The 25,832-nt window shown below is 67.2% G+C and carries 24 protein-coding genes, 1 tRNA gene and 1 pseudogene; 16 read left to right on the top strand and 10 right to left on the bottom strand.

Annotated features, from left to right (window positions below; all coding sequences use genetic code 11):
- Positions 1–76: 76 nt before the first annotated feature.
- The 9 genes from JWP60_RS02370 (at position 77) to rng (ending at position 7,879) form a co-directional block, all read left to right on the top strand.
- Positions 77–613, top strand: a complete 537-nt coding sequence (locus JWP60_RS02370) for a transposase (RefSeq protein ID WP_299786011.1) — start codon at positions 77–79, stop codon at positions 611–613.
- A 161-nt stretch (positions 614–774) separates the two neighbouring features.
- A complete protein-coding gene (locus tag JWP60_RS02365) occupies positions 775–1,500 on the top strand; it encodes a YebC/PmpR family DNA-binding transcriptional regulator (protein ID WP_299786009.1) in 726 nt (241 codons plus the stop codon).
- Entirely contained in the window at positions 1,497–2,777 is a 1,281-nt protein-coding gene (gene purD, locus JWP60_RS02360; protein WP_299786008.1) for a phosphoribosylamine--glycine ligase, read from the top strand. Before JWP60_RS02365 ends, purD begins: the two co-directional genes overlap by 4 nt.
- Before the next feature lie 4 nt (positions 2,778–2,781).
- A complete protein-coding gene (gene hemF, locus JWP60_RS02355; RefSeq protein WP_299786006.1) occupies positions 2,782–3,696 on the top strand; it encodes an oxygen-dependent coproporphyrinogen oxidase in 915 nt (304 codons plus the stop codon).
- On the top strand, positions 3,693–4,292 hold the full coding sequence (gene nadD / locus JWP60_RS02350; protein WP_363320818.1) for a nicotinate (nicotinamide) nucleotide adenylyltransferase: 600 nt from the start codon (positions 3,693–3,695) through the stop codon (positions 4,290–4,292). Before hemF ends, nadD begins: the two co-directional genes overlap by 4 nt.
- Positions 4,292–5,014 (top strand): ribosome silencing factor, encoded by a 723-nt coding sequence (gene rsfS, locus JWP60_RS02345; RefSeq protein ID WP_299786004.1) that lies wholly within the window; start codon positions 4,292–4,294, stop codon positions 5,012–5,014. The genes nadD and rsfS overlap by 1 nt, the downstream gene beginning before the upstream one ends.
- A 1-nt stretch (position 5,015) precedes the next feature.
- On the top strand, positions 5,016–5,483 hold the full coding sequence (gene rlmH / locus JWP60_RS02340) for a 23S rRNA (pseudouridine(1915)-N(3))-methyltransferase RlmH (protein WP_299786002.1): 468 nt from the start codon (positions 5,016–5,018) through the stop codon (positions 5,481–5,483).
- Between the two features lie 171 nt (positions 5,484–5,654).
- The gene (locus tag JWP60_RS02335; RefSeq protein WP_299786001.1) at positions 5,655–6,251 is read left to right on the top strand and encodes a Maf family protein; all 597 of its coding nucleotides are present in this window, start codon (positions 5,655–5,657) and stop codon (positions 6,249–6,251) included.
- Positions 6,252–6,409: 158 nt separating this feature from the next.
- On the top strand, positions 6,410–7,879 hold the full coding sequence (rng, locus tag JWP60_RS02330) for a ribonuclease G (protein WP_299785999.1): 1,470 nt from the start codon (positions 6,410–6,412) through the stop codon (positions 7,877–7,879).
- A 196-nt stretch (positions 7,880–8,075) separates the two neighbouring features.
- Here the strand turns inward: rng and JWP60_RS02325 are convergent, their stop codons facing one another.
- From JWP60_RS02325 to JWP60_RS02310, 4 genes are read right to left on the bottom strand one after another with little or no spacing between them, the layout of a single operon-like run.
- Positions 8,076–8,942: a hypothetical protein gene (locus JWP60_RS02325; RefSeq protein WP_299785997.1), complete on the bottom strand. Its 867-nt coding sequence runs from the start codon at positions 8,940–8,942 to the stop codon at positions 8,076–8,078.
- Positions 8,943–8,949: 7 nt separating this feature from the next.
- Entirely contained in the window at positions 8,950–10,059 is a 1,110-nt protein-coding gene (locus JWP60_RS02320) for a glycosyltransferase family 9 protein (protein WP_299785995.1), read from the bottom strand.
- Entirely contained in the window at positions 10,056–11,846 is a 1,791-nt protein-coding gene (msbA, locus tag JWP60_RS02315; protein WP_299785993.1) for a lipid A export permease/ATP-binding protein MsbA, read from the bottom strand. The genes JWP60_RS02320 and msbA overlap by 4 nt, the downstream gene beginning before the upstream one ends.
- The gene (locus tag JWP60_RS02310; protein ID WP_299785991.1) at positions 11,843–13,189 is read right to left on the bottom strand and encodes an O-antigen ligase family protein; all 1,347 of its coding nucleotides are present in this window, start codon (positions 13,187–13,189) and stop codon (positions 11,843–11,845) included. The genes msbA and JWP60_RS02310 overlap by 4 nt, the downstream gene beginning before the upstream one ends.
- Positions 13,190–13,335: 146 nt before the next feature.
- Here JWP60_RS02310 and JWP60_RS02305 point away from each other — a divergent pair, with 146 nt between their 5' ends.
- Positions 13,336–14,160, top strand: a complete 825-nt coding sequence (locus JWP60_RS02305; protein WP_299785989.1) for a glycosyltransferase — start codon at positions 13,336–13,338, stop codon at positions 14,158–14,160.
- Between the two features lie 136 nt (positions 14,161–14,296).
- Here JWP60_RS02305 and JWP60_RS02300 read toward each other — a convergent pair whose 3' ends face one another.
- Positions 14,297–15,085, bottom strand: coding sequence for a glycosyltransferase family 2 protein (locus JWP60_RS02300; RefSeq protein ID WP_299785987.1), 789 nt, complete (start codon positions 15,083–15,085; stop codon positions 14,297–14,299).
- A gap of 112 nt (positions 15,086–15,197) precedes the next feature.
- Between JWP60_RS02300 and tolB the strand changes: the two genes are divergently transcribed.
- The 5 genes from tolB (at position 15,198) to JWP60_RS02275 (ending at position 18,781) form a co-directional block, all read left to right on the top strand.
- Positions 15,198–16,484, top strand: a complete 1,287-nt coding sequence (gene tolB, locus JWP60_RS02295; protein ID WP_299785985.1) for a Tol-Pal system beta propeller repeat protein TolB — start codon at positions 15,198–15,200, stop codon at positions 16,482–16,484.
- 29 nt (positions 16,485–16,513) lie between these two features.
- Positions 16,514–17,053 (top strand): peptidoglycan-associated lipoprotein Pal, encoded by a 540-nt coding sequence (gene pal, locus JWP60_RS02290; protein WP_299785983.1) that lies wholly within the window; start codon positions 16,514–16,516, stop codon positions 17,051–17,053.
- 5 nt (positions 17,054–17,058) lie between these two features.
- Positions 17,059–17,832, top strand: coding sequence for a tol-pal system protein YbgF (ybgF, locus tag JWP60_RS02285; RefSeq protein ID WP_299785981.1), 774 nt, complete (start codon positions 17,059–17,061; stop codon positions 17,830–17,832).
- A 27-nt stretch (positions 17,833–17,859) separates the two neighbouring features.
- Positions 17,860–18,633, top strand: coding sequence for a tRNA threonylcarbamoyladenosine dehydratase (locus tag JWP60_RS02280; protein ID WP_299785979.1), 774 nt, complete (start codon positions 17,860–17,862; stop codon positions 18,631–18,633).
- 72 nt (positions 18,634–18,705) lie between these two features.
- Positions 18,706–18,781, top strand: a tRNA-Lys gene (locus JWP60_RS02275).
- An 862-nt stretch (positions 18,782–19,643) separates the two neighbouring features.
- Here JWP60_RS02275 and JWP60_RS02270 read toward each other — a convergent pair.
- Entirely contained in the window at positions 19,644–20,132 is a 489-nt protein-coding gene (locus JWP60_RS02270; protein ID WP_299785977.1) for a hypothetical protein, read from the bottom strand.
- 687 nt (positions 20,133–20,819) lie between these two features.
- Positions 20,820–21,614, bottom strand: a complete 795-nt coding sequence (locus tag JWP60_RS02265) for a hypothetical protein (protein ID WP_299785975.1) — start codon at positions 21,612–21,614, stop codon at positions 20,820–20,822.
- Positions 21,615–21,865: 251 nt separating this feature from the next.
- On the opposite strand from JWP60_RS02265, the gene JWP60_RS02260 reads away from it, so the two are divergent.
- Positions 21,866–22,141: a hypothetical protein gene (locus JWP60_RS02260; RefSeq protein ID WP_299785973.1), complete on the top strand. Its 276-nt coding sequence runs from the start codon at positions 21,866–21,868 to the stop codon at positions 22,139–22,141.
- Between the two features lie 441 nt (positions 22,142–22,582).
- Here the strand turns inward: JWP60_RS02260 and JWP60_RS02255 are convergent, their stop codons facing one another.
- The 3 genes and pseudogenes from JWP60_RS02255 to JWP60_RS02245 all read right to left on the bottom strand — a co-directional run bounded on the left by JWP60_RS02255 (position 22,583) and on the right by JWP60_RS02245 (position 25,200).
- Positions 22,583–23,599 (bottom strand): succinylglutamate desuccinylase/aspartoacylase family protein, encoded by a 1,017-nt coding sequence (locus tag JWP60_RS02255; RefSeq protein ID WP_299785971.1) that lies wholly within the window; start codon positions 23,597–23,599, stop codon positions 22,583–22,585.
- A gap of 31 nt (positions 23,600–23,630) precedes the next feature.
- Positions 23,631–24,017 (bottom strand): hypothetical protein, encoded by a 387-nt coding sequence (locus JWP60_RS02250; protein WP_299785969.1) that lies wholly within the window; start codon positions 24,015–24,017, stop codon positions 23,631–23,633.
- 47 nt (positions 24,018–24,064) lie between these two features.
- Positions 24,065–25,200, bottom strand: a pseudogene (locus JWP60_RS02245) (aminotransferase class I/II-fold pyridoxal phosphate-dependent enzyme).
- Positions 25,201–25,832: the final 632 nt, after the last annotated feature.

The following is a 25,832-nucleotide window of genomic DNA, read 5'->3' as shown; positions in this document are numbered from 1 at the left end:
GCGCGAAGCGCACCCCAGCGATGCCCCGAACCACATCCACCGTCATCCCGCCGCCGCCGCTGCCGTTACATGCCTCATGCGACGCTACATCCGCGCCAACACCCCCGGGGCCACCTATTTCTTCACCGCCGCCTTGCAGGACCGCAGTGCCCGTTGGCTGGTGGACCATGTAAGCTCATTGCGCGCCTGCGTCGCTCGGGTGAAAACCGCGCATCCGTTTCACATCGACGCGATGGTGGTTCTTCCGGACCACCTGCACGCGCTGTGGACCTTGCCAGAGGAGGACGCGGACTTCTCCTTGCGCTGGCGGCTGATCAAGCGCAGCTTCACGCACTGCCTGATGCAGCAGGGTGTTCTCGAGGTGGGTGCGCGCTCGAGACGCGGCGAGGACGAGCGCGGCGTCTGGCAGCGTCGCTTCTGGGAGCACCAGATCCGGGACGATCTCGACTACGAGCGCCACGTGGACTACATCCATTTCAACCCGGTGAAGCACGGCTGGGTGATGCGGGCGCGGGATTGGCCGCATTCCAGCCTGCATCGCTTCGTGCGGGAGGGGAGGCTTGGGGCCGACTGGGGCCTGTCGGCCGCGATCGAGGGCCAATTTGGGGAGTAGGGCGGTTGCTGGGGTGCGCTGGCGCGCAGCCCAGCCTACGGTTGCGCAGCGCCGCGCATCAAGGGCAGCGGGCTCTTTCCCAAAATAGCCCGCCACGGGTGCGAAAAGTAGAATGGCACCATAGCCAAGAGTAACGCAGAAGATCGACAAGGAAGATTGACGTGGCCGGACACAGCAAATGGGCGAACATCCAGCACCGCAAGGGGCGCCAGGACGAGAAGCGGGGCAAGGTGTGGACGCGCGTCATCCGTGAAATCATGGTGGCGGCGCGCCAGGGCGGTGGCGACCTGGCCATCAATCCGCGGCTGCGGCTGGCGGTCGAGAAGGCCAAGGCGGCCAACATGCCGGCCGACACGATCAAGCGCAACATCGACAAGGCCACGGGCAACCTCGAAGGCGTGCACTACGAGGAAATCCGCTACGAGGGCTACGGCATCGGCGGCGCCGCGATCATCGTCGACACCATGACCGACAACAAGGTCCGCACGGTGGCCGAGGTGCGCCACATCTTCAGCAAGTACGGCGGCAACATGGGCACCGAAGGTTCGGTGGCCTTCCAGTTCAAGCATTGCGGCCAGCTGATCCTGGCCCCCGGCACCAGCGAGGACAAGGTGATGGAGCTCGCGCTGGAGGCCGGCGCCGAGGACGTCGTCACCGACGAAGACGGCGCCATCGAGGTGCTGACGGCGCCGGGCGACTTCGAGGCCGTGAAGAACGCGCTCGAGGCCGCGGGCCTGAAGGCCGAAATCGCCGAGGTGACGATGCGGCCCGAGAACTCGATCCCGCTCGCCGGCGACGACGCCACGCGCATGCAGAAGATCGTCGACATGCTGGAAGACCTCGACGACGTGCAGGCCGTGTATCACAACGCGGAAATCACCGAATGAAGGTCCTGGTCATCGGCGGCGGCGGGCGCGAGCACGCGCTGGCCTGGAAGCTGGCGCAGTCACCCAAGGTGCAGGCGGTCTACGTCGCGCCCGGCAACGGCGGCACCGCGCTCGATCCGCGGCTCGAAAACGTGCCCATCACCGACCTGCGCCAGCTGCGCGACTGGGCCCTGAAGGAAAAGATCGCGCTGACGGTGGTCGGCCCCGAGGGACCCCTGGCCGCCGGCGTGGTCGACGACTTCCGCGCCCACGGCCTGCGCATCTTCGGGCCCACGCAGGCGGCCGCGCAGCTGGAAAGCTCCAAGGCTTTCAGCAAGGCCTTCATGCAGCGGCACAGGATTCCGACGGCGGACTACGAGACCTTCACCGATCCCGCCCTTGCGCACGCCTACATTGACCGCAAGGGCGCGCCCATCGTCGTCAAGGCCGACGGGCTGGCCGCGGGCAAGGGCGTGGTCGTGGCCATGACGCCGCAGGAGGCGCACGAGGCCATCGATTTCATGCTCGTCGGCGACCAGCTGGGCGTGGCGCACAACGCCGGCGGCGCGCGCGTCGTGATCGAGGAGTTCCTGCACGGCGAGGAAGCGAGCTTCATCGTCCTGTGCGACGGCAGGAACGTGACGGCGCTGGCCACCAGCCAGGACCACAAGCGCCTGCGCGATGGCGACCAGGGACCCAACACCGGCGGCATGGGCGCGTATTCGCCGGCGCCGGTCGTGACGCCCGATGTCCACGCCCGGGTGATGCGCGAGATCATCGATCCCACGGTACGCGGGATGGAGAAGGACGGCATCCCCTATACCGGCTTCCTCTACGCCGGACTGATGATCGACAAGGACGGCCAGCCCAAGACGCTGGAGTTCAACTGCCGCATGGGCGACCCGGAGACCCAGCCGATCATGGTGCGGCTGAAGTCCGATCTGTTCGACGTGATGATGGCGGCCACCTCCGGCTCGCTGGACCAGGTCGCCCTGGAATGGGACCGCCGCACCGCGCTGGGCGTGGTAATGGCCGCGGCCGGCTACCCGATGGATCCGCGCAAGGGCGACGTGATCCAGGGCCTGCCGAAGAACACCGAAGAGGCGGTGGTGTTCCACGCCGGCACCGCGGCCCGTGACGGCCAGACGGTCACCACCGGTGGCCGCGTGCTGTGCGTGACGGCGCTCGCCGCCACGGTGAAGGCAGCGCAGATGCACGCTTACGAGCTGCTGCGCGGCATCACCTTCGACGGCGCGCAGTACCGCCGCGACATCGGCCATCGCGCCGTGAAAGGCTGAAGGGGTGGAGCAGGGCATCGCCGCCGTGCGCGACTGGCTCACCGGCCTGCAGCAGCGCATCACCGGCGCCTGCGCCGAGATCGAGGGCACGCCCTTTCGCAGCGACGCCTGGCGCAAGGAGCCGGGCGAGCCGCTGCAGGGTGAAGGCGTCACCATGATCCTCGAAGAGGGCCGCGTATTCGAGCGCGCCGGCTGCGGCTTCTCGCACGTGCGCGGGCCCCAGCTGCCGCCCTCGGCCACGCAGAACCGGCCCGAGCTGGTGGGCGCGTCGTTCGAGGCGATGGGCGTCTCCGCGGTCTTTCATCCGCGCAATCCGCAGGCGCCCACCGTGCACATGAACGTGCGCATGCTGGCTGCGCTGCCGGCCGCTGCGCCCGCGGTGTACTGGTTCGGCGGCGGCATGGACCTCACGCCGTACTACGGGTACGAGGAGGACGCGGTCCACTTCCACAGCGTCTGCCGCGACAGCCTCGCGCCCTTCGGCGCCGACAAGCACCCGCGCTTCAAGGCCTGGTGCGACGACTACTTCTTCCTCAAGCACCGCGGCGAGCCGCGCGGCATCGGCGGGATCTTCTTCGACGATTATTTCGAGCAGGGCTTCGCGCCCAGCTTCGCATTGCTGCAGTCGGTGGGCGACCATTTCCTGGCGGCCTACCTGCCGATCCTGCAGCGGCGCAAGGATCTGCCGGCGACACCGGCGCAACGCGAGTGGCAGCTGCTGCGCCGCGGTCGCTACGTCGAATTCAACCTGGTGTGGGACCGTGGCACGCACTTCGGCCTGCAGTCCGGCGGCCGCACCGAATCGATCCTGATGTCGATGCCGCCACAGGCCTCGTGGGCCTACCGGCAGCAGCCCGCCGCGGGCACGCGTGAAGCCGAACTCCTGGACCGCTTCCTGGTCCGCAAGGACTGGGTTTGACGCTTTCGCTGCAACGCGTCGGCATGTTCGGCGGCGCCTTCGATCCACCCCATCGCGCCCATGTCGCAATGGCGCACGCGGCGATCGCGCAGCTCGCGCTCGATCGCCTCTACGTCCTGCCCACCGGCAATGCCTGGCACAAGAGCCGCACGCTCACGCCAGCGGAAGATCGCCTGGCGATGAGCCGGCTCGCCTTTGCCGGGATCGCAGCCGTGTACGTTGACGATCGTGAACTCAGGCGCTCGGGCCCGACCTACAGCGTCGACACGCTGCATGAATTGCAGGCAGAGCATCCCATTGCGCAGTTGCACCTGCTGCTGGGCGAAGATCAGGCCGCGGGCTTCACGCGCTGGCACGCCTGGCAGGAGATCGCGCAACTCGCGGTTCTGTGCGTCGCGGGCCGCGGCGACGGTGCCGGCGTGGCCACGCTGCGGGCGCTGCCCGGAGTGCGCGTGGCCCTGCTGGCGCTGCCGCAGATGCCCGAGAGTGCCACCCAAATCCGGGCCCGGCTGACAGCCGGGCAGGACATCACCGATCTGGTTGGTCCAGCGGTTGCCAGTTATATTGAATCCCATCATCTCTATCACACCCACTGATGACGACAGAAACCGCCGCCAAGAAGGACACGCAGAAACTCCAGAGGGCCATCGTCGACGGCCTCGAAGACGTGAAAGGCCACGACATCCAGGTCTTCGACACGGAGCATCTGTCGCCGTTGTTCGAACGGGTGATCGTCGCATCGGGCACGTCGAACCGGCAGACCAGGGCGCTGGCCTCCAGCGTGATCGACGCCGTGCGTGAGGCCGGCTTCCCCAAGCCCCGGATCGAGGGGGAGGACAACGGCGAATGGATCATCGTGGACTGCGGCGCCGCCGTCGCCCACATCATGCAGCCGGCCATCCGCCAGTACTACCACCTGGAAGAAATCTGGGGCGAGAAGCCGATCCGGCTGCGCCTGGGCGCGTCCAAGCCGGCGACGCCGGAGCGTGAGCCCGTGCCGGCGAAGAAGGTGCCGACCTCCTTGCGGCGCAGCAGCGCGGCCAAGACCGCGGAGCGCGAGGCCAAGCAGGCGGCAGAGACCGCGAAGAAGCGGCCGGCGAAGAAGGCTCCGCCCCGCAGCGCGGGCGGCAGGACGGCGGCCAAGGCACCGGCGAAGACGGCCGCCCACACGCCCGTCAAGACCGGCGCGGTGTCCACCGCCAGGACGGCCGCCGGCAAGGCGGCCTTGAAGGCGCCCGCCAAGACCGCGGCGAAGAAGGCTCCGGTGAAGACCGCTCCGGTGAAGACCGCCGCCAAGAAGACGCCGACCAGGGCCTGACATGCGCCTGCTGGTCGTGGCGGTCGGCCAGCGCGTGCCCGACTGGGCGCAGACCGCCTGGGACGATTACGCCAAGCGCTTTCCGCCCGAGATGCGGCTGGAACTGAAGGCGGTGAAGACCGAGCCGCGCGCCTCGAAGACGCTGCCGGCCTTGCTGTCGGCGGAGCGCGAGCGCATCGAAGCGGCGATCCCTCGCGGTGCGCGCATCGTTGCCCTGGATGAACGCGGGACAGCGCTGACCACCGTCGCACTGGCGGCCAAGCTGAAGGTGTGGCAGCTGGAAAACGACGTCGTCGCACTGCTGATCGGCGGGCCGGACGGACTCGATCCCTCCTTGCGGCAGGCGGCGCACGAACGCATCCGCCTGTCCGACCTGACGCTGCCGCACGCGATGGTCCGCGTGCTGCTCGCCGAACAGCTCTATCGCGGGTGGTCGATCAACGCGGGGCATCCGTATCACCGGGAGTGAGGCTGCGAGGTCATGCCGTCGGATGTCCTGTCTTCGGATGTCATCCCGGGCTTGACCCGGGATCCACGACGGCGCTGGCACAAGCGCCGCATGGATTGCGGGTCAAGCCCGCAATGACATGGAAAGGATGTCACCCGCAATGACATCGCCGCCTGTCATGATCCGCAGCCCATGGACTTCATCTACCTCGCCTCGCAAAGCCCGCGCCGCCGCCAGTTGCTGGAACAGATCGGCGTGCGCCACGAACTGCTGTTGCCCGATCCCGACGAGGACAGCGAGGCGCTCGAGGCCGTGCGCCCGGCCGAGGCGCCGGCCGCTTATGTGCAGCGTGTCACCGGCCTCAAGCTCGATGCCGCACTCGCGCGACTGCGGCGCCGCGGACTGCCGCCTGCGCCCGTGCTGTGCTCGGACACCACCGTCGCCCTGGGCCGGGCGATCTACGGCAAGCCCGAGGACGAGGCCGACGCCCGTCGCATGCTGCGCGAGCTCTCCGGGCGCACGCACCGCGTGCTCACGGCCGTCGCGGTGCAGTCGCGCCGCACCCGCGTGCAGGCCGTGAGCGATTCGCGGGTGCGCTTCGCAGCGCTGACGCCGCCGCAGATCCGCGCCTATGTCGCCAGCGGCGAGCCCATGGGCAAGGCCGGCGCCTATGCGGTGCAGGGGCGCGCGGCGGCGCACATCGAACACATCGCCGGCTCCTATACCGGCATCATGGGGCTGCCGCTGTACGAGACCGCGGCGCTGCTGCGGCAGCTGGGAGTGGCCTAGCCTCTCCGGCCGCCAGGCGCTCTGGAGAAAGGCAGGAGCGGGGCGCCATCCATGCCCTCGGAGGCCGTCCTTCGGCGCCAGCACGCCGGCACCGGCGCGCCGGCCCACTCGAACAAGCGGCGCGCGAGCCCGACCGGTCGGTTATCCTTTCCCCCAACATGCAGCAGGACATCCTGGTGAACTGGTCGCCGCAGGAGACGCGGGTCGCCATCGTCGAGAACGGCGCGGTGCAGGAATTGCACGTCGAGCGCACGCTCGAACGCGGGCTCGTCGGCAACGTCTACCTGGGCAAGGTGGCGCGCGTGCTGCCCGGGATGCAGTCGGCGTTCATCGACATGGGACTGGAGCGCGCCGCCTTCCTGCACGTCGCCGACGTGTGGCAGCGCCAGCCCGATGGCGAGCCGCCCACGCGCAGCGCGCAGGCGCAGGTGCCCATCGAGAAGCAGGTCTTCGAGGGCCAGGCGCTGATGGTGCAGGTGATCAAGGACCCGATAGGCACCAAGGGCGCGCGCCTGTCGACGCAGATCAGCATCGCCGGCCGGCTGCTGGTGTTCCTGCCGCAGGACGACCACATCGGCATCTCGCAGAAGATCCCGCAGGACCTGCGCGACGCGCTGCGCCGGCGCATGAACAAGCTGGTGGGCACGGCGGGCGGCGGCTTCATCCTGCGCACCAACGGCGAGGACGCGAGCGACGCCGAACTGGCCGAGGACATCGCGTACCTGCGCAAGACGTGGACGCGCATCCGCGAATCCGCCACGCGGCTGCCGCCACCCTCGCTGCTGCAGCAGGACCTGAACCTGCTGCAGCGCGTGCTGCGCGACCTGGTGACCGAGGAGACGCAGACCATCCGCATCGACTCGCGCGAGCAGTTCGGACTGCTGGCGGCCTTTGGCCAGGAGTTCATGCCGGCGGCGGCGCAGCGGCTGCAGTTGTACAACGGCGAACGGCCGATCTTCGACCTGTATTCGGTCGACGAGGAACTGGCCCGCGCCCTGGGCCGGCGCGTGGAGCTCAAGTCGGGCGGCTACCTGATCGTCGACCAGACCGAGGCGCTGACCACCGTCGACGTCAACACCGGCGGCTACGTCGGCGCCCGCAATTTCGACGAGACGATCTTCAAGACCAATCTCGAGGCGGCGCAGGCGATTGCGCGGCAGCTGCGGCTGCGCAACCTGGGCGGCATCATCATCGTCGACTTCATCGACATGCAGCGCGAGGAACATCGCGAAGCGGTGCTGGGCGAATTCCGCAAGCAGCTCACGCGCGACCGGGTGAAGACCATGGCCGCCGGCTTCTCGCAGCTGGGGCTGGTGGAGATGACGCGCAAGCGCACGCGCGAGTCGCTGTCGCACATGCTGTGCGAGCCGTGCCCCCTCTGCCAGGGCAAGGGCATCGTGCGCACGCCGCGCACGGTGGCCTACGACATCCTGCGCGAGATCCTGCGCGAGGCGCGCCAGTTCAATCCGCGCGAATACCGGGTGATCGCCGCGCCCAAGGTGATCGAGCTGTTCCTCGACGAGGAGAGCCAGCACCTGGCCGGCCTGTCGGAATTCATCGGCAAGCCGATCTCGCTGCAAAGCGAGGCCGCGATGGGACAGGAGCAGTACGACATCGTGCTGCTGTGACACGGCGATCGGCTGTCATTGGGCGCTTGACCCGCAATCCGTGCGGCGCTCGTGCAAACGCCGTGGTGGATCCCGGGTCAAGCCCGGGATGACATCCATTCCACGCTCATGTCATCCTCGCAATGACATTCACTCCACGCTCATGTCATTGCGGGCTTGACCCGCAATCCATGCGGCGCTGGTCAGGCGCCCCGCCTCACGGCCAGATGAACTTCTCGTAGCGCGCCCGCTCCTGCCGCAACGGCGCCGGGAAGCTTTCGTCGACGGGCACCACGCGGAAGCGCCCACCGCTGAAGAGGTCCTTGCCCTCGCGCATGCAGCGCTGGATGTAGTCGACGCTGGCGATCTCCGGGGTGTTGAATTCCTGGTGCGAGAAGGCCGCAAGCTTCTCCACGATCTGCTGGGGCGTCATCAGGTACGAGAAGTGCCAGCCGGCCTGCGCCAGCCGTTGCGTGCGCAACTTGTTCCAGCCGCGCGCGATGCTGCGCAGCGGACCTGGCACCCGGAAGTCGCGCAGCCGCTGCATGGTGCCGAAGCACGATCGGAAGTGGCCGGCGGTGGTCAGGCGCGCGCGCTGCCACAGCACCTCGCGGCCGCTCGCGGTGACCGCCTGGTTGTTGAACGCGTAGCAGAAATTGCGTTGCAGCAGCAGGGCGCTGCGATAGAGCGCGGGCCGGAACGCGGCCAGGCACCGTGGATCGGGGATCTCGTCGACGTCGGACAGCAGGATCCAGTCCTCGTCGCGCACGCCGCCTGCCAGTTCCGGTGGCGGCTCGGCCAGGATCCGACCGAGCGCATTGCGCTGGCGGTTCTCGTTGGACCAGGGCGAGGGCGGATCGGCCTCGAGGTCGTCGACCGGCAGGTAGATCACCTGCGGGCCATCGGCCGGCAGCAGCGTGCGATCGAAGCGCAGCGGCTTGGGCTTGCCGGTGAAGGTGCGGCTGGCCTCGGCGACCACGGCATAGTCCACCACGCCGCGCAGCAGCTGCAGGCGCAGGCGCAGCAGGTCGTGCTCGCCGTTGAAGGTGAAGCAGTCGAAGAGGCGGGGGCGCGGGTTGGCCATGCCGCCTTCAGTGCGCGTGCAGTTCGCGCGGCGCGCGCGCCTGCAGCAGTGCCAGCGCCTGTGCCAGCACTTCCCCGGGCGTGATCTGCAGCAGGCAATCGCTGCGGCTGGCGAGGTGATCCTCGCAGCCGGCGCGGCTGCACGGCACGCAGGGCAGCATCGCCTGCACGATGGTGACGTTGCCTATCGTCTGCGCCGGCGCGCGCCGCTGGAACTGCACCGGCGCCTGCGCGGTCGCGGGCCAGGGTGCCCAGCGCTGCGGGTTGGTCGGCCCGAACACCACCAGCGTCGGCACGCCGACCGCCGCGGCGAGATGCGATACCGAGGTGTCCGGCCCGATGTAGAGCGCGGCACCGGCCAGCAGCGTGCCGACCTGGTCCAGGTCGAGCCGGCCGGACACGTCCAGCAGCCGCGGCGCCGGCGCCAGGTCACGCAGCGGCGCGATGCATTCCTGGTCGCGCGCGCCAGCCGTGCCGGTCAGCACCACCTGGTGGCCACGCGCCAGCAGCTCGCTTGCCACGGCGCGGAAGTTCTCCGGCGCCCATTGCTTGTACGGCCACATCGAGGGCACGTGCATGACGACGGCGCCGGGCTGCACCTGCGCCGCGATCTCGGCGGGCAGCGGTGTGGGCGGCGGTGCGACCGCGCGCGGGGCAGCCGGGGATCCCCAGGGCTCGAGCAGGCGCAGCTTTTCGTCGACGACGTGCACCTCGCCCGTGTCGCCATCGCTCTCGACCGCGTGGGCCAGGCCCAGGCGCTTCCACCAGTTGCTGCCGTGGCCGCGGCGCAGCAGGCCGTGCCGGCGCCGCGCGGCCAGCCATCCAATCAGGTGCGCGCGGTCGCTGGCCTCCGCCACCAGGCCCAGGTCATAGCGGCGCCACAGCCGGCGTACCAGGCGCAAGCCGCCGCGCCAGCCCGGGCGCTTGCCGGCGGCGATGAGTTCGTTCACGTCGGGATTGCCGCGCAGCATGCCCAGCGTGCCCTCGAAGCCAAGCACGTCGATGCGCGCCTGCGGCCAGAGCTCGCGCGCGCGGCGGATCAGCGGCGTGGTGAGCAGCACATCGCCGATCTGCCGGGTGACGACCACCAGCACGGACGAGGGTGCCGGAGGGATCAATCGAGCAGTCCCCCGCCGTCGTGCAAGGCGCGCAAGGTTGCGTACAAGCCGCCTTGCTGCATCAGCTCGGCATGCGAGCCGAGCTCGACGACCCGGCCGCTCTTGAGCACGGCGACGCGGTCGGCATGCTGGATGGTCGAGAGCCGATGCGCGATGATCAGCGTGGTGCGCCCGGCCATCAGGCGGCGCAGCGCCTGCTGCACGATGCGCTCCGATTCGTTGTCGAGCGCCGAGGTCGCCTCGTCGAGGATCAGGATCGGCGCGTCCTTGTACAGGGCGCGGGCAATGGCCAGCCGCTGGCGCTGGCCACCGGAAAGCATGGCGGCGTTGTGACCGAGCACCGAGTCGATGCCCTCGGGCAACTGCGCATGCAGGTCCTGCAGGTTGGCCGCCTCCAGCACTTCGAGCACGCGCGCACGATCGATTTCCTCGCCGAGCGCGACGTTGGCCGCCAGCGACTCGTTGAACATCACCACGCTCTGGCTGACCATGGCGAACTGGCGGCGCAGCGCGTGCAGGTCCCATTCGCGGATGTCGCGGCCATCGAGCAGCACGGTGCCGCCCGTGGTCTCGACGAAGCGCGGCAGCAGGCTTGCAAGCGTCGTCTTGCCGGACCCCGACGGCCCGACGAGCGCGAGCGTTTCGCCAGGGCGGATCTGCAGCGACACGTCCTGCAGCGCGGCGACGGTCGCGCCGGCATAGGCCATCGTGACGTTGCGGAACTCGATGTTGCCCCGCGCCTTGCCGGGGTCGAAACTGCCGCCGGTCTCCAGCGGGCACGACTCCGCCAGGGCGAAGGAGCGCTCCAGCACGGTGAGCGCCTTGGTGATCGGGCTGGTCGCCTCCGACAGTTTCTTGATCGGCGACAGCAGCATCAGCATGGCCGTCACGAACGATGCGAAGCCGCCAACGGTCATGCCGTCGGTGGTCTGCGAGAGCGCGATGCAGATCACGACCGAGAGCGCGCAGGCCGCCAGCATGTGCGTCAGCGGCGTGATGCCGGCCGCGGCCACCGACCACTTCATCGCCAGCTGGCGCAAGGTCGTGCTCAGGCGCTCGAAGCGATGCGCCTGCGCCGTCTGCGCCTCGTGCAGGCGCACCTCGCGGCTGGCCAGCACGTTCTCTTCCACCACGTACGCCAGTTCGATGGTCGCGGCCTGGCTGCTGCGCGTGAGCTTGCGCAGCCGGCGCGAGGCCGTGCGCATCAGCCACGCCACCGCGGGCGCGAGGAAGGCGACCACCAGCGTGAGCATCCAGTTCAGGTAGACCAGGTAGCCGAGCAGTGCGATCAGTGTGAGGCCATCCTTCGCCAAGTTGCTGAGCGCGTTGGTCAGCATGCTCACGGCGTTCTGCACCTCGTGCACGATGCTGTTGGACAGGGAACTGGCCGTCTCGCGCGCATACAGGTCCATGCGCGCGGCCAGCATGCGCTGGAACAGCGCCTGCCGCAGCGCGTACATCGCGGAGTTGGCAATCTTGGCCAGCGCGATGTCGGCGATGAAGCCGGCCGTCCCGCGGATGCCGAACACCACCAGCAGGCACGCGGGCACCCACCAGGGGCTGAAGTGGTGTTGGCCGAAGCCGCGGTCGAGCAGCGGCTTGAGCAGGGCAGGGACGGCCGGTTCGGTGGCAGCCACCACCACTGTGGACAGGAACACTGCCGTCCAGAGGCCGCGCACGTTGCGGATGTAGGGCAGGAAGCGGCGCAGGCCGTCCAGCATCGCCGAGCGCCCGGGGGTGGCGCTGGCCAGTGCGGAGCCGGCGGCAGCGGCGCTGGCGTCGCTCATGGCAGGGTCCCGCATGCCGTCATCGGCGGCACGCCAGTGGCCTCGCCGAAGGACTGCGGCCGGGGCAGGGCGCCCGCGGCGAACAGGGAGACCAGCAGGGCGTAGAACGAACTCGAATACGAGAGATTGAGCACCTCCACCGTAAGTCCGCCGACCATGTAGCCGATCACCACGGCCAGCCCCAGGAAGCCATTGCGCCTGCGCAGCGCATTGCCCGAGCGGACGGCCGCTGCGAACACGCACAGCGGCGTCACGAGCAACAGCAAGCGCGAGGCGAGGCCGAGCAGGCCCATGCGCATCATGGCCTGCAGGTATTCGTTGTGGCCTCCGGCCGTCGTCCAGTAGTGGCCGAACAGCGGCGTGTAGAGCGCGCGGATCGCCGGGATCGAGAGGATGTCCGGGTCGGTCGAGAAGCCCCATCCCAGCCAAGGCCGCTGCGAGAACAGGATCAGGTTGGTGCGAAACAGCGAGAGCCGCACGCCGATCGACGTGTCCCGGTCGCCGCCATCGCAGTAGGTGACGAATTCCCGCACCGCTTCATGGATGCGCGTCTGCACGGTCGGCGCGAGCAGGTACACGCCAAGCAGCAGGGCGATCACGACCAGCAACGTCGCCGCCAGGCTGCGCTTGCAACGCGTGTTCTTGACGGCCAGCACGATCGCGGCGAGCGGCACGATCAGCCAGCCCGTGCGTGATTCGGTGCGCAGCGCTACCGCCAGTCCCAGCAGGAAGCCGGCCGCCAGCACGAGCTGCTGCAGGCGGCGCTGGTGGGTCCCCCGCTCGATCAGGAAGGCGCACACGAAGCTGCAGATCACTGCGTGCTGCGACAGCGAGATCGGGTCCATGAAGATGGTCGCCGCGCGGCCGTCCCAGTAGAACAGGGCATTGGAGGGATGGAAGACCCAGGCCGCGCAGACCAGCAGCCCGGTCGGGAAGACCCAGGCGGCCACCCGGCTGAAATCCACCCGGGCGACAAGGGCCGCCAGCATCACCGCGGCAGCCAGGAACAAGCGTGCCGGCGCCTCGAAGCGGCGCTGCGAAGCCACCACGTTGCCGATCTCGACGATCGTCACGGCCACCAGCGGCGCGCTGAAAGCCATCACCATCCAACGCGTGTCGCGCAGCTCCATCAGTTGCCTGAGCTCCGGTCGCACGGAAGGCCGCAGGATGAAGCAGAGGCTGGCCAGCTCCAGCAGGACCACGGCCGCACTCAGCCAACCGGGCAGCACGAAGTAGCCCACCAGCGCGATGGCCGCCAGCATGACCACGGCGAATCGGAAGTAGCCGTGCGTTCCGGCGGCGCGTATGGGAGGAGACAGGGTTGCGGTGAAATACGTGGGCACGCAAAAAAGCAGAAAGCGGGGCGCGGGGGCCGTTGGTGCCGCTCGGAATCGGGCACGTGTCGGATGATACCGAATTCGCACTTTTCACTTGGGGTACCATCCTCCGCCGCCGGGCCCTGCGCCCCCGCGCAGGCACCGGCCCCGAGATGGACAAGACAGAATACGCCCTCACCTTCGCCTGCTACGGCCAGCTCGACTACACGCGGCAGTGCATAGAGAGCATGGTGCGCCATGGCACCCCCCTCGACCGGCTGGTCGTGGTGGACAACGGCTCCAAGGACGCCACCCGCGAGTACCTGGCCACGCTGCCCCTGGGCGGGCGCATCTACAACAGCGACAACCTGGGTTGCGGCGTAGCCTGGAACCAGGGTGCGCTGGCGCTGCAGGCCGAATGGACCATCGTGATGAACAACGATGTCCTGGTCAGCCCCGGCTGGATCGAAAGCCTGATCGGCGCCGCCCGCGGCAGCGGCTTGCGCGTGATCTCACCGGCGCTGGTCGAAGGCGAACTGGGCTACGACTTCGAGGCGCTCGCGCCCGAGGCGTCACGCAAGATGCGCGACGCGCTGCGGCGCGGCTGGTGCCATGCGGTCTGCATGGCGATCCACCGCTCGGTCTGGCTGGACGTCGGCTATTTCCAGCCGGTGCCCAGGCTCCTGGGCTACGAGGACTCGCTCTTCTTCCACGAGATGGCCAAGGCCGGCATCGAGGGCGGCACGACCGGCGCCTCGTGGCTGCATCATTTCGGCTCCATCACGCAAAGCGCGATGAAGCAGGAGCGCGGCCTGCGCGAGCGGGACAACCTCGGCTACCGCTACAACTACCGCCTGCTGCGCAAGTCGTGGCTGCAGCGAAAGGTGGACAAGGCGAAGCTGCTGCGCCAGCAGAAGGAGTGGCACGACAGCGAAATGGCAAGCTACGGCATGACCATGCGCGGGTATTGCCGCGACGGCGCGATCGAGTGGGGTTGATTCCGGAGCGCGAGCGTCCCCTGTAGGCTGGGCTGCCGCAGGCACCCCAGCGTTTTGGCGCACGATCGCTGGGGTGCCTTCGGCAGCCCAGCCTACGAACTACCGTCCTCGTAGTCAGCGCAGGGTCACCGCGCATTCACCGGGCATTCCCCGAATCCACCGACGACTTCAGCGAAACCGGCCGCTGCATCAACCACAGCCGCAGGTACTTGTAATACGTGGTCTGCGCGTTGTAGATCGCGAGCACCAGGCCCATGCGGCCGTCGCGAAAGCCTTGCCGCACGATATACGTCCGCAGGAAGGCCCAGAGGCCGCTGGTGAGCGCGCGGGCCAGGGAGCCCGCCTGGCCGTGGTCGTTGGCGTCGATCGCCGCGCCGCGCGAATAGCGGCTCAATTTGTCGAGCACGTCGTCGAGGTCACGGTAGCTGTAATGGATGATCGGCGAGCGCAGGTCGGCGCGTTGCCCGTCCACCGTCATGTGCGCATGCAGGAAGTGGTCGGTAAAGCCGGCGCGCTCACGCCGCACGAGCCGCAGCGTGTAGTCGGGCCGCCAGCCCGAGTGCTCGATGAACTGGCCGCAGAAGCTGGAAAAACGTGGCAGGCGGTAACCGTCGGCCACCGGTTGTTCGATGGCGGCGCGAATCTCCGCGGCCAGTTCGGCGCCGATGCGCTCGTCGGCGTCCAGCGAAAGTACCCAATCGCCGGTGGCCAGCGCGATGCCCCGCCGCTGCTGCGGTCCGTATCCCGGCCAGTCCGTCACATGTACTTGCGCACCGGCGGCGCGCGCGACCTCGGCGGTGCCATCCGTGCTGGACGAATCAAGTACGATCACCTGGTCGGCAAAGGAGACGCTGCGCACGCATTCGACGATCTGGTGCGCCTCGTTTCTGGCAGCGATGACGACGGAGAGCGTGGGCCGGGGCATGCTGGATTGTCCCTCATGGCCCGGCAGGGCTTTCGCGCCCATGCGCCATGCTGCGCCGCGTCGCCGCGCCGCTTCCGAACTACCCCCGTGGAAAGGACACAGGCCCAAGCCCATGAACCAGATTTCCATCGTCCGGCGTGCCTGCGCCGGCGTGCTCCTGCTGGCGCCCTTCGCGCCGGCCCTGGCCCAGTTCCGCGTCGAGGTCACCGGCGTCGGGCTCACCCAGTTGCCCATCGCCATCGCGCCGTTCCGCGGCGAGCAGGGCCTGCCGCAGAAGCTCGCGAGCATCGTGCAGGCCGACCTCGAGCGCAGCGGCCGCTTCCGGGCCATCGACGCTTCTAGCGCCGGTGAGGTCGACGAGACCAGCCGTCCCGATCTCGCCCCCTGGCGGCAGCGTGCCGCCGACTCGCTCGCCGTGGGCAGCGCCACGCGCCTCGCCGACGGCCGTTACGACGTGCGCTTTCGGCTGTGGGACGTGGTCAAGGGCGAGAGCCTCGCGGCCGACGGCTTCGTGGTGGTGGCCGCCGACCTGCGCCTCGCGGCGCATCGCGTCGCGGACACGATCTACGAGAAGCTCACCGGCGAGAAAGGCGTGTTCTCCACCCGCATCGCCTACGTCACCAAGGCGGGCGCGCGCTACAACCTGTGGGTGGCCGATGCCGACGGCGAGAACGCGCAGTCGGCCCTGGCCAGCGGCGAACCGATCATCTCGCCGGCCTTCTCCGCCGATGGCAAGCGCCTGGCCTATGTGTCCTTCGAGTCGCGCAAGCCCGTGGTGTACGTGCACGACGTGGCCACCGGCAGCCGGCGCCTGATCGCCAACTTCCGCGGCTCCAACAGCGCGCCCGCGTGGTCGCCCGACGGGCGCACGCTGGCCGTGACGCTCACCCGCGACGGTGGCTCGCAGATCTACACGATCCCCTCCACCGGGGGCGAGCCCAGGCGACTCACGCAATCCTCGGGCAGCATCGACACCGAGCCGATCTATTCGGCCGATGGCCGCAGCATCTATTTCGTCAGCGATCGCGGCGGCGCGCCGCAGATTTACAAGATGAATGCGAGTGGTGGCGAGGCGCAGCGCGTCACCTTTACAGGGAATTACAACATTTCGCCGGCCCTCAGTCCCGACGGTCGCTCGCTGGCCTACATTTCCCGCATCAGTGGCGCCTTCAAGCTGCAAGTGATGGAACTCGCCACCGGCACGGTGCAGTCGCTCACCGACACCACCGCGGACGAAAGTCCGAGCTTCGCCCCCAACGGCCGGCTCATCATCTATGCCACCCGCCAAGGCGGTTCCGAGGCACTGATGACCACCACACTCGACGGCAAGATCAAGGCGCGGCTGCCCGGCAAGGGCGGTGACATCCGCGAGCCCGACTGGGGCCCCTTCCAACGATGAACATCGATTCCAACAGGAGGATTACGGAAATGATGAAGCGTGTGTTCCTGGCACTCACCGTCGCCGCGGCGCTGGCGGGTTGCGCCAGCGGCGTGAAACTGGACGACGTGCCGGTGGAAGACAAGACCGGCCACGGCGTGCCGTCCGATGCGGCCACCACGCCGCCCGGCGGCGGCGGCCAGAGCGCGGTGCGGCCCGTGCAGGCCGACGAAGTGGCGGGCAACCAGGCCGGCCCGCGCGATGCCGCGCGCATCGTGTACTTCGACTACGACAGCTACACGATCAAGCCGGAGTTCCAGTCGCTGATCGAGACGCACGCGCGCTACCTGAAGCAGAACGGCGCGCGCCACGTGGTGATCGAGGGCCACACCGACGAACGCGGCGGCCGCGAATACAACCTGGCCCTCGGCCAGCGCCGCTCCGAAGCCGTGCGCCGCGCGTTCGAGCTGCTGGGCGTGCGCGACGCGCAGGTCGAGGCCGTGAGCTTCGGCAAGGAAAAGCCCGCCGTGCCCGGCAACGACGAATCGGCGTTCGCACAGAATCGCCGCGCCGAGATCGCCTACCGATGAGTGCCATGAAACGTTCCGCGCTGGCCGCGGCGCTGGTCGCCGCCTCGCTGTTCACCGCTGCCGCGCACGCCGCGCTGTTCGAGGACGATGAGGCCCGTCGCGCCATCCTCGACCTGCGCCAGCGCATCGAGCAGCAGCGGCAGGCTTCGCAGTCCCTCACGGAGGAACTGCGCCGCTCGAACGACGAGAACGGCACCCTGCGGCGCAGCCTGCTGGAGCTGCAGAACCAGATCGAGACGCTGCGCGCGGACGTCGCGCGCCTGCGTGGCAGCGACGAGCAGCTGGCGCGCGATCTCTCGGACGTGCAGCGCCGGCAGAAGGACATCGCCACCGGCGTCGAGGAGCGCCTGCGCAAGTTCGAGCCGGTGCAGGTCACGGTCGACGGCCGCGAGTTCTCGGCCGATCCGGGCGAGCAGCGCGAATTCGAGGCGGCGCTCGCGGCCTTCCGCAAGGGCGACTTCGTCGCGGCGCAAGCGGCGTTTGCCGACTTCCTGCGCAAGTACCCTTCGAGCGGCTATCGCCCGGCGGCGCTGTTCTGGGTGGGCAATGCGCAGTACGCCAATCGCGACTACCGCGGCGCCATCGCCAACTTCCGCGCGCTGCTGCAGCAGGCGCCGGACCATCCGCGGGCGCCCGAAGCGGTGCTGTCGATCGCCAACTGCCAGATCGAGCTGAAGGACAACGCCAGCGCGCGCCGCACGCTTGACGAACTGGTCAAGGCCTATCCGCAATCGGAAGCGGCCAGTGCCGCCCGCGAGCGGCTGGCGCGCCTGCGCTGATCAGGCTGCCGTGAGGCGCCGGCGCGCATGACGCACCTGGACGAGGCCGCCGACCTGCAGCGGCGCTTCGGCGGCCTGGAGCGGCTCTATGGCGTCGCCGGCGCCGCTGCCATTCGCCGCGCGCACGTCGCGGTGGTGGGCATCGGCGGCGTGGGCTCCTGGGCCGCCGAGGCGCTGGCGCGCAGCGGCGTCGGCACGCTGACGCTGGTCGACCTGGACCACGTTGCCGAGTCCAACATCAACCGCCAGGTCCACGCGCTGGAAAGCACGCTGGGCCAGGCCAAGGTGCTGGCCATGCGCGAGCGCATCGCGCAGATCCATCCGCGCTGCACCGTGCACACCGTGGAAGACTTCGTCGAACCGGAGAACTGGCCGCAGTTGCTGCCCGAGGGCGTCACCGCGGTCATCGATGCGTGCGACGCAGTGAAGGCAAAGACGGCGATGGCGGCGTGGGCGCGCGAGCGCAAGGCCATGCTGTTCGTCGCCTGCGGCGCCGCCGGCGGCAAGCGCCTGGCGCACATGGTGGACATCGACGATCTCTCCCAGACCACGCACGATCCCTTGCTGGCCCAACTGCGCTATCGCCTGCGCAAGTTCCATGGCGCGCCCAGGGAAGGCAAGCGCATCGGCGTGCCCTGCGTGTTCAGCCGCGAGGCTGTCGCTCCGCCGGATGCTTCGTGCGCGATCGAAGGCGATGGGTCGCTGAATTGCCATGGTTACGGCTCGGTGGTGAGCGTGACGGCGACCTTCGGCCAGTGCGCGGCAGGTTGGCTGCTCGATCGCCTCGCCACCCGCGGATAGCCCGGGAAAGCCCGGGAAAGCCCGCTATAATCGCGGGCTTTGCTGCTGTGCAAGCAGTGGCAAATACCGGTTGGGACGTTAGCTCAGTTGGTAGAGCAGCGGACTTTTAATCCGTTGGTCGCAGGTTCGAGCCCCGCACGTCCTACCAACTTGCCTTTGTGAGACATAAAGAGCCTGCTACGGAAACGATAGCGGGCTCTTTTCATTGTGACGCTGGTGACAGTCCGGTGACAGTACGCCACCGCTTGCCTTGGGATCATCTGATATGGCTGACAACGGCATCCTCGCCCTGGTCCCCGGGCACTGCGTGGGCGGTGCCAGCTCCGAGCTGCCACCGGCCGGCCCCGACCAAGCTGGCCAGCCCGAGCACCAGGTCGTGCTCTTCGTGCCGACGGTGGGCGCCGTTCGCATCACCTACCGCCTGAGCTCCTACAACCACGGGAAGTCTCGGTACTTGCACTGGGGGGCCGAGCACGCGGAGCGCGTATAAGCTCAGCCATGCGCGCCGCCGAACGAATCGCTCGTAGACCTGCCCTGAGGTTCGCCGTCTGCAAGTGCGACGCCGGACGCTTGGACCGGCTGCATCGGGCGGGCTGGATGCGCCTGCTGCCAGGGAGGCGACTTTTCCAGTGCACGGCCTGCCGAGAACTGATGCTGATCCCACAAAGGGACGCGATCTGGTCCGCCGAGCAACGCGGGATCCCCAAAGCCATCGCCGCGAATATTCTGTAGGCGTGATGCGGGCCTCCCGCCGCCCATTGCTTGCCACGGAGGGCGGCAAGCCCTTCACACACGCCGAGTGGGATCTACGAGGTGAAGTACGACGGCTATCGGTTGCATGGCGCGCGCTGGCGGCGGCCCGACCGAAGTGCGCACGAAGAGCGGCGTCGACTGCACCAAAGTGGTTCCCCGAGATCGCGCAGCTGCTGGCCAGCCTGCCTGGTGGGCCGCACGTGGTCGACGAGCGCCAGGGCTGGCAGGAAGGCCGCACATGGCGCACGTGACGCGCATCACTGCGCCGCGGCCGCTTCGATCTGTGGGCGCTCGATCTTGGCTTGCATATACCCTGGCAACGTCCCGATGACCTCGCCGGTCTCCAGGTCGATCGCTTCGCGAACCCGGTCGGTGCGAAAGGTCCTGTTGGCTTTCGCCCGCTTGCAATACGCATAGATGCGACCGGGGGATCCCACTGTGTACTTGATCGTTCGAATGTCGCGAGTCGTGGTTTCTCCCTTGCCATCAACGTAGGTGATGCGAGGCTCGATCCGGACAGGAACCGCGCTATTCTTTCCGCCGCTTTTGCGCTCACGCTTCCTGATGGTGATCGTCGTCGAATCGTCATCAGAGTCGCTGTCCCTGGCCATGTACAGGCCGATGAAGCCGATCACGAGCAGGCAGGCGCAAACCACAAGCGCTGTGGTGAACGAGAACTCGTACCAGAGCGCGATGAAGACGATCGCCGGTGAGGCCTGGCCAGAACACACGTGCAGCCAGGGCACCGGCCACGAGCCAACCGAGTGCGGCGAGCGTCTCCATACCAAATTTCCTCCGAGCCAACTCTCTCGTTGGCTCCGCTGTGCATCACCGCTAGGCGAGGCCTGGCAGTCGGCCGGCCGTTGGGCGGCCACGTCACTGTGCTCGATGCGTCACTGAGACGGCCGAACCCGGTGCAACCCTGAGTAGGCCGCGCCGCGTAGGCTTACTGGATGCGCTTCAGCGGTGGTCGGGGCCCCGTTGGCGGTGGCGAGCCCGGACCCGGCGACGAAGACGTGCCCGCGTTGCCGCCGCCGCCGGCTGGGGCTTCTGCGACAGGCGGAGGGTCGCCGAGTGCGAGCAGGTTACGCATCACGCTGTTCGATCTGATGAACATGTCCCGGCAGTTCGCTTCAGAGAAAGTCTCCTGTAAGCGGTAATCGGCGCGGTTTCGCTCCACCCGCATTCTGGCCAACTCCCGGGCGAAATTCGCTGCTGCAGCGCCTGCGGCTCCGCCCGAGGAGCTGCGCTGAAGGGCTGCTCTGATAATCTGCTCGTGGCTTGAGTCAGGCTGGCCCTGCGGCCGACGCTGCGCCTTCCCAAGCAGCCCCTCAGTGTGCAGAAGTGCCGCGTAATATGCGCGGGAGGCGGCGCTTCGTCTGCCGCACTCGTCAGGGTTCGCATCCCGGATTCGACCGGCCAACGCGAGAATCTCAGGCGGTTGCGTCGGCATCTTCCCGGTGATAAGCGAAATCCACGCTCAAGCGAGTGGGGTCCCAGTGCGGGAGCTGCGCGAGGCGCGGGCCCAAGAGCGATCCGAGCCGCATCTCTAGGTCAATGTCACCAGGGAATTGGATGCGCACACAGAACGTCCCGCTGCCGCCTTCCCAATCCTCCTCGAACCAAGACTGCTCGCCAGCGGAGCGCACCTGTGCTTCTCGCATTGCGGCCCACGCTTCACGGAGTTCGAACTGCAGCTGCTCTTCACTTACACCGGCCTGGGCAAGCCAGTCGAGTCGCATTGGGAATGCCGCTTCGATTTCAGTAGCGACGGGACCAGCATGCGTAGGGCCAACGCGTTGGATGAACTCTCGCGAGATCGCAAGTGCTTCGCTCCAACGGCCACTCAGCGCCAACCCCTGGAGCAAGTGATCCATGATCGTGGCATCACCAGGAGCTATCTCAGTAGCCTCGCGGGCATACTCCACGGCTTGGTCCATGAGGTTCACGTGCTTATGGGACACCGAAAGGTTCGCAATTTGCACTGCATTCCGCCCAAATGCTTGCCGCGCACGCCGAGAGATGTCTTCGACCGCGCCAACGTCCCACGCGAACGCGGCGACAGCAGCTCGCGCCACCCACCCTAAGTCCGGCCTGTCGGTGCGCATCAGCTGCTCGGCCCGGCGGTCGAGCCTGCGCAGGGTCAGCTCATCCGGCCGGCCGTGCTCCATCAGCCCGGAGATCTCATCCAGGATCTGACTATCGACTTCAGGGCGCGGCGTGTCCATGGGCACAGTGTACCGGCCACTGACCGCCGAGCGAAATCCGAGGACTGTGGCAGCGTTGCGGCATCTCGTCGGGAAAGCTGGCGTAGAGGAAAGTGCCGGGGCTGGTGGGCGTCATCGTGCCGAGGTTATACCGCCCCGTGGCCGGCTTCTGCCCTGCCCGGGTAAGAGTCTGGCGTGTGCCGCCTTGGGCGAACACCGCTACGATGGTTTCGTAGGCATACGACCGGAGGTGGGATGTGGAGCCAGTTCGCTTGGCAGGACTTGCGTGGTTTCGTCGCGAGTCCTTCGACGAAATGCGATCGATGTTCGAGGATAGTCAGGCCATTTCTCCGCGCTACGAAGCGTGGCTGTCGAAAGCCGAAGCGGCGAAGAGACAGTTCGAAATGAGGGGGATACGGGTGGTGCTGGCCTACCTGGACCCAAATGATTTTCCGGAGTGGTGCGCGGCGCGCGGTTTGAAACTCGATGCGCGCGCGCGGACGAACTATGCGAACTGGTCCGCCCGGCAAGCCGGGAAGAGCAGGTAGACCGCTGTCGTGAGAGGCTGAGTCCTCGCGTGGCCTGGGCCACTGCCGCCACCGACGCGCCAGGCTCGCGGCATGCAGCCAACACGGCGGTCTTGAACTTCACGCCGTGACTGCGTCGGCTCGGGGTTTGGGATGTTTGGGATTGCATTGGTGTCCACCTCTTTTAGGTGGACACCATCGTCACTGGCGCGTCATCCCAAAACAAGGTGGGATGGCTGGACGCTCACACTGCTTCAAGAGTTTCTTCCGCACGTTCGGAAGCTGCGCCAGGAGTGGACATTCGCGCATCATACGTCGCCGCTGCTGACCGGCGACCTAAACGCACATCGGATGTGAGTGCTTGCGGCAAGCCTTGGAGCGGGACCTGGGGAGTGGTGGTGGCGATAATTCCCGATACGATCCACGCACGCCAGGAGCAACCATGAAGGCGTCGACTGCGGACTAGCGGTTTTCTTCCTGCGCAAGGTGGCCCAGGCAGGTGCCCGCGTCGACGCGGGCAAGGGTGCGCTTCATCACGGCCAGTCCATTGGCGCGGAACAGCACGCGCTCCGGTTCCGCCCAGGGGCGGTACGGATCGTGGATGTATCCGGCCAGGTCGTCTGCCCTGACCTCGTCACCGAGCTCGAAGGTGGGCTCGAAGATCCCGGGCACCAGCGCGAAGATGTAATTCTCGGTGCGGAAGGAGTAGCGCCGGCTGGGCGCAGGGCGGTCCTTCGGTGCGAGCGCAGGCACCACGCCAAGCGTCGCCAGCAGCCCGCGGATGCCGCGTTCCACGATGGCGAGGCCTTCCTTGCTCACCGTGCCCTTGCCGCCGAATTCGCCGGTGGCGAAAAAGGTTTGGTTCTTGCGCGCCGCCGAACTGATCATAACTTCGGTTTCGATCTCGTCCATGTACATCACGCGGGGCGCGCCGAAGGCTTCGATCAGCTGCTCGGTCCGGTCGCTGGCCGCGGCATCCTTGGGACGGTTCACGAACAGCATCGGCAGGTAGTCCATCGTCGTGCCGCCAGCATGGAAGTCGACGATGTAGTCGGCCTTCGGCATCAACTCCGTCTCGATGTAGTGCGCGATCATCTGCGTCGGAGTTCCATTAGGATCGCCAGGAAACAGCCGATTCAGGTTGCCGCCGTCGACCGGCGACGTCCGCGTGCCATTCAGGTACGCGGGGAAGTTCAGCGCCGGGATGAGGATCAGGCGACCGCGCAGGTGCTCCAGCTTCAACTCGCGCATCAGGTGCATGATGGCGATCGAACCCTCGTATTCGTCACCGTGGTTCGCGCCGCTTAGGAACACCGTCGGCCCCTCGCCGTTCCTGGCCACCATCAGCGGCACTGGGATGTAGCCGTAGGCGTCCCGGTCGTGCGAATACGGGACGCTCAGGCAACCGGTCTGGATGCCGTCGCGTTCGAAGTTGATCTCGGTGCCGACCTGTGATTTGACCTGGGTGCCGCTGCTCATGCCGTCCTCCTTGCGCCTGCGCGCCACAGTTTCAGTTCAGGCACTTGATCTGATTGACCTTCAGCTTGTCGCCGCTAAGCACGCACACGGCCTTCGTGCCCTTGGGGATGTTCACCTTGCCCGTGCGCAAGGCGGCGATCGTCGCCGCTGCGGCGCCTTCGGTCACCAGCTTGCAACGCTCCATAGGCGACACGACTGAGTCGAAGATCTTGCTGTCGTGGACCAGCACGATCTCGTCCACGGAGCGCTGCACGACCAGCGGTTGTTCTCGCCGACTGGCGCACCACGAGGCCACCGAGAACCGACGTGACGTTCGCCAGCACCGCGCGCTTGCCTCTTCCTTAACTGGGCGCGGCATTGAGGGCGCGCCGCTCCACTCGATGCCGATCACCTTCCGGTACATGGACTTCACGGCCATGGAGCGCCCGAGATCAGGTTGCCGCCACCGATACGCAATGACGTGCCTCAGCCCGCCCTCAGCGCACTCCTGGCCCGTCCAAGCCGGCTGATCGCTTCCTGAAGAGTTGCCATCGAAGCAGCGTACGACAGTCGCACATAAGTGTCCGCGCCAAAATTGCCAAAATCCTTTCCCGGCGTCAGTGCAACGTGAGCCTCCACCAGGGCCCGCTCACAAAACTGCCAAGACGTTAGCCCGGTGCCGCTTACGTCCAGATAGACATAGAAAGCGCCGTCGGGCGGCACCGGAACTGGAATACCGAGCTCCGCTAAGCCATCAAGAACAAGCCGCCGGCGTCGACCAAACTCGATCCGACGAGCCTCGCAAGCCTCGAGGGACGCTACGGAGAAGCATGCGAGTGCAGCCCGTTGCGCCACCGTCGAAGCACAGATGTAGTAGTTCTGCGCAAGGCGCTCTATTGCCGACACCATCCCCGGAGGCACCACGCACCACCCAAGTCGCCAACCCGTCATTCCGAAGTACTTCGAAAAGCTGTTGATCACGACGGCATCGCGGTCGAACGATAGTACGGTCTGCGGGGCGCGGCCCTGTTGGTCAGGGTCGCCGAGGTTCAGATAAATCTCGTCGACGACTCGCCATGCGCCAAGGCTCCGCACCCAGTCACAAAGTACGCTCAGCTCGTGGGCTGGCACTGAAGTACCGGTAGGATTGGATGGGCTCGCGATCATCATCCCCCGCGTCCGGTCGGACCAGTTCTTCTGAACGCCGCTCAGATCGAGCTGGAAGCGACTCGAGGGACCGGTAGGGACCAATTTGACTGTTGCACCAAAACTGCTTAGAAGTTGCCGATTGCACGGGTAGGAGGGGTCGCCCACTATCACCTCATCACCCGGGTCGACGAGAGCAGCCGTGACCAGAAGCAGCGCTGCCGACGCCCCGGCTGTGACGACGACCCGACTCGGCGAGATATCCACCTTGTGGGTCGTCGCGTAAAGTTTGCAATGGCACTACGCAGCTCGGGCAAACCTAGCGCTGGCGTATACCTTAAATCACCAGCTTCGATCGCGGCGTGCGCTGCGCTGAGCACGGCAGGAGGTGGTCCGAAGTCAGGCTCTCCAATACTAAGCTTGACAACATCGATCCCTTGCGCCTGGAGCGCAGCTGCACGCTCTCCAAAGTCCATCGCAAAGAAGGGAGAGGTGGTCTGAGCTCGCCTTGAAAGCTTCATCTTTGAATCCTAGAGAGACCGGGTCCGTGCTTCATGGGCCGGTTCCATCGACTCACCGAACGCGCCTTGGTATCCGCCCAGCCATGCAAGTCATCTAAGGTCCACATGCGCCTGCAGGCCCATCGTTTGGAGCAGCCTGCGACACTCTTCGAGTGCGAGGCTTTCAAGCGGATCGCAGTAGCTCGCTGCGGAGGCCACTTTGCCTGGGGGCTTGCGATCGAAGCGCGCCCGAGCCCCAACTGCTAGCGGCAGCTTTTCGTCGCCCGTCCCCCGATCCTCTGAGAGACCGAGAAGTTTCGGAACCTTCTCATCGCTTCCAGGTATCAAGCATGTCCAGACCAGCCCATCTTGAGAGACGACTGGAAAACATGAGATCGTGAAGCAGTCAACCTCTCCAAGTCTCAACTTCTCCGGTGTACCGCGGCAATGCCCATCGCCGCTGAAGCGCAAGCCGTGGTAATGACCTGCTCCCCTCCTGCCGTACCAGCCTGAAGTTAGCGAAGTCCGTCAACCAGGAGAATGACGGGCATGAAGAAGAGCAGGTTCAGCGAGGAGCAGATCATCGGGTTCATCCGCCAGGCCGAGGC

It is taken from the genome of Ramlibacter sp., assembly GCF_028291745.1.
Taxonomy (GTDB): Bacteria; Pseudomonadota; Gammaproteobacteria; order Burkholderiales; family Burkholderiaceae_C; genus Ramlibacter.
The sequence above is the reverse complement of the archived record's forward strand: the minus strand, read 5'-3'. Positions and strand labels throughout refer to the sequence as shown.

Excerpts from the sequence above, each read along its gene's own strand:
- JWP60_RS02370 (WP_299786011.1), top strand. The coding sequence starts at position 77 with ATGCGACGCTACATCCGCGCCAACACCCCCGGGGCCACCTATTTCTTC.
- purD (WP_299786008.1), top strand. The coding sequence starts at position 1,497 with ATGAAGGTCCTGGTCATCGGCGGCGGCGGGCGCGAGCACGCGCTGGCC.
- rsfS (WP_299786004.1), top strand. The coding sequence starts at position 4,292 with ATGACGACAGAAACCGCCGCCAAGAAGGACACGCAGAAACTCCAGAGG.
- rlmH (WP_299786002.1), top strand. The coding sequence starts at position 5,016 with ATGCGCCTGCTGGTCGTGGCGGTCGGCCAGCGCGTGCCCGACTGGGCG.
- JWP60_RS02335 (WP_299786001.1), top strand. The coding sequence starts at position 5,655 with ATGGACTTCATCTACCTCGCCTCGCAAAGCCCGCGCCGCCGCCAGTTG.
- rng (WP_299785999.1), top strand. The coding sequence starts at position 6,410 with ATGCAGCAGGACATCCTGGTGAACTGGTCGCCGCAGGAGACGCGGGTC.
- JWP60_RS02325 (WP_299785997.1), bottom strand. The coding sequence starts at position 8,942 with ATGGCCAACCCGCGCCCCCGCCTCTTCGACTGCTTCACCTTCAACGGC.
- msbA (WP_299785993.1), bottom strand. The coding sequence starts at position 11,846 with ATGAGCGACGCCAGCGCCGCTGCCGCCGGCTCCGCACTGGCCAGCGCC.
- JWP60_RS02305 (WP_299785989.1), top strand. The coding sequence starts at position 13,336 with ATGGACAAGACAGAATACGCCCTCACCTTCGCCTGCTACGGCCAGCTC.
- JWP60_RS02300 (WP_299785987.1), bottom strand. The coding sequence starts at position 15,085 with ATGCCCCGGCCCACGCTCTCCGTCGTCATCGCTGCCAGAAACGAGGCG.
- tolB (WP_299785985.1), top strand. The coding sequence starts at position 15,198 with ATGAACCAGATTTCCATCGTCCGGCGTGCCTGCGCCGGCGTGCTCCTG.
- pal (WP_299785983.1), top strand. The coding sequence starts at position 16,514 with ATGATGAAGCGTGTGTTCCTGGCACTCACCGTCGCCGCGGCGCTGGCG.
- ybgF (WP_299785981.1), top strand. The coding sequence starts at position 17,059 with ATGAAACGTTCCGCGCTGGCCGCGGCGCTGGTCGCCGCCTCGCTGTTC.
- JWP60_RS02280 (WP_299785979.1), top strand. The coding sequence starts at position 17,860 with ATGACGCACCTGGACGAGGCCGCCGACCTGCAGCGGCGCTTCGGCGGC.
- JWP60_RS02265 (WP_299785975.1), bottom strand. The coding sequence starts at position 21,614 with ATGGACACGCCGCGCCCTGAAGTCGATAGTCAGATCCTGGATGAGATC.
- JWP60_RS02255 (WP_299785971.1), bottom strand. The coding sequence starts at position 23,599 with ATGAGCAGCGGCACCCAGGTCAAATCACAGGTCGGCACCGAGATCAAC.
- JWP60_RS02250 (WP_299785969.1), bottom strand. The coding sequence starts at position 24,017 with ATGGCCGTGAAGTCCATGTACCGGAAGGTGATCGGCATCGAGTGGAGC.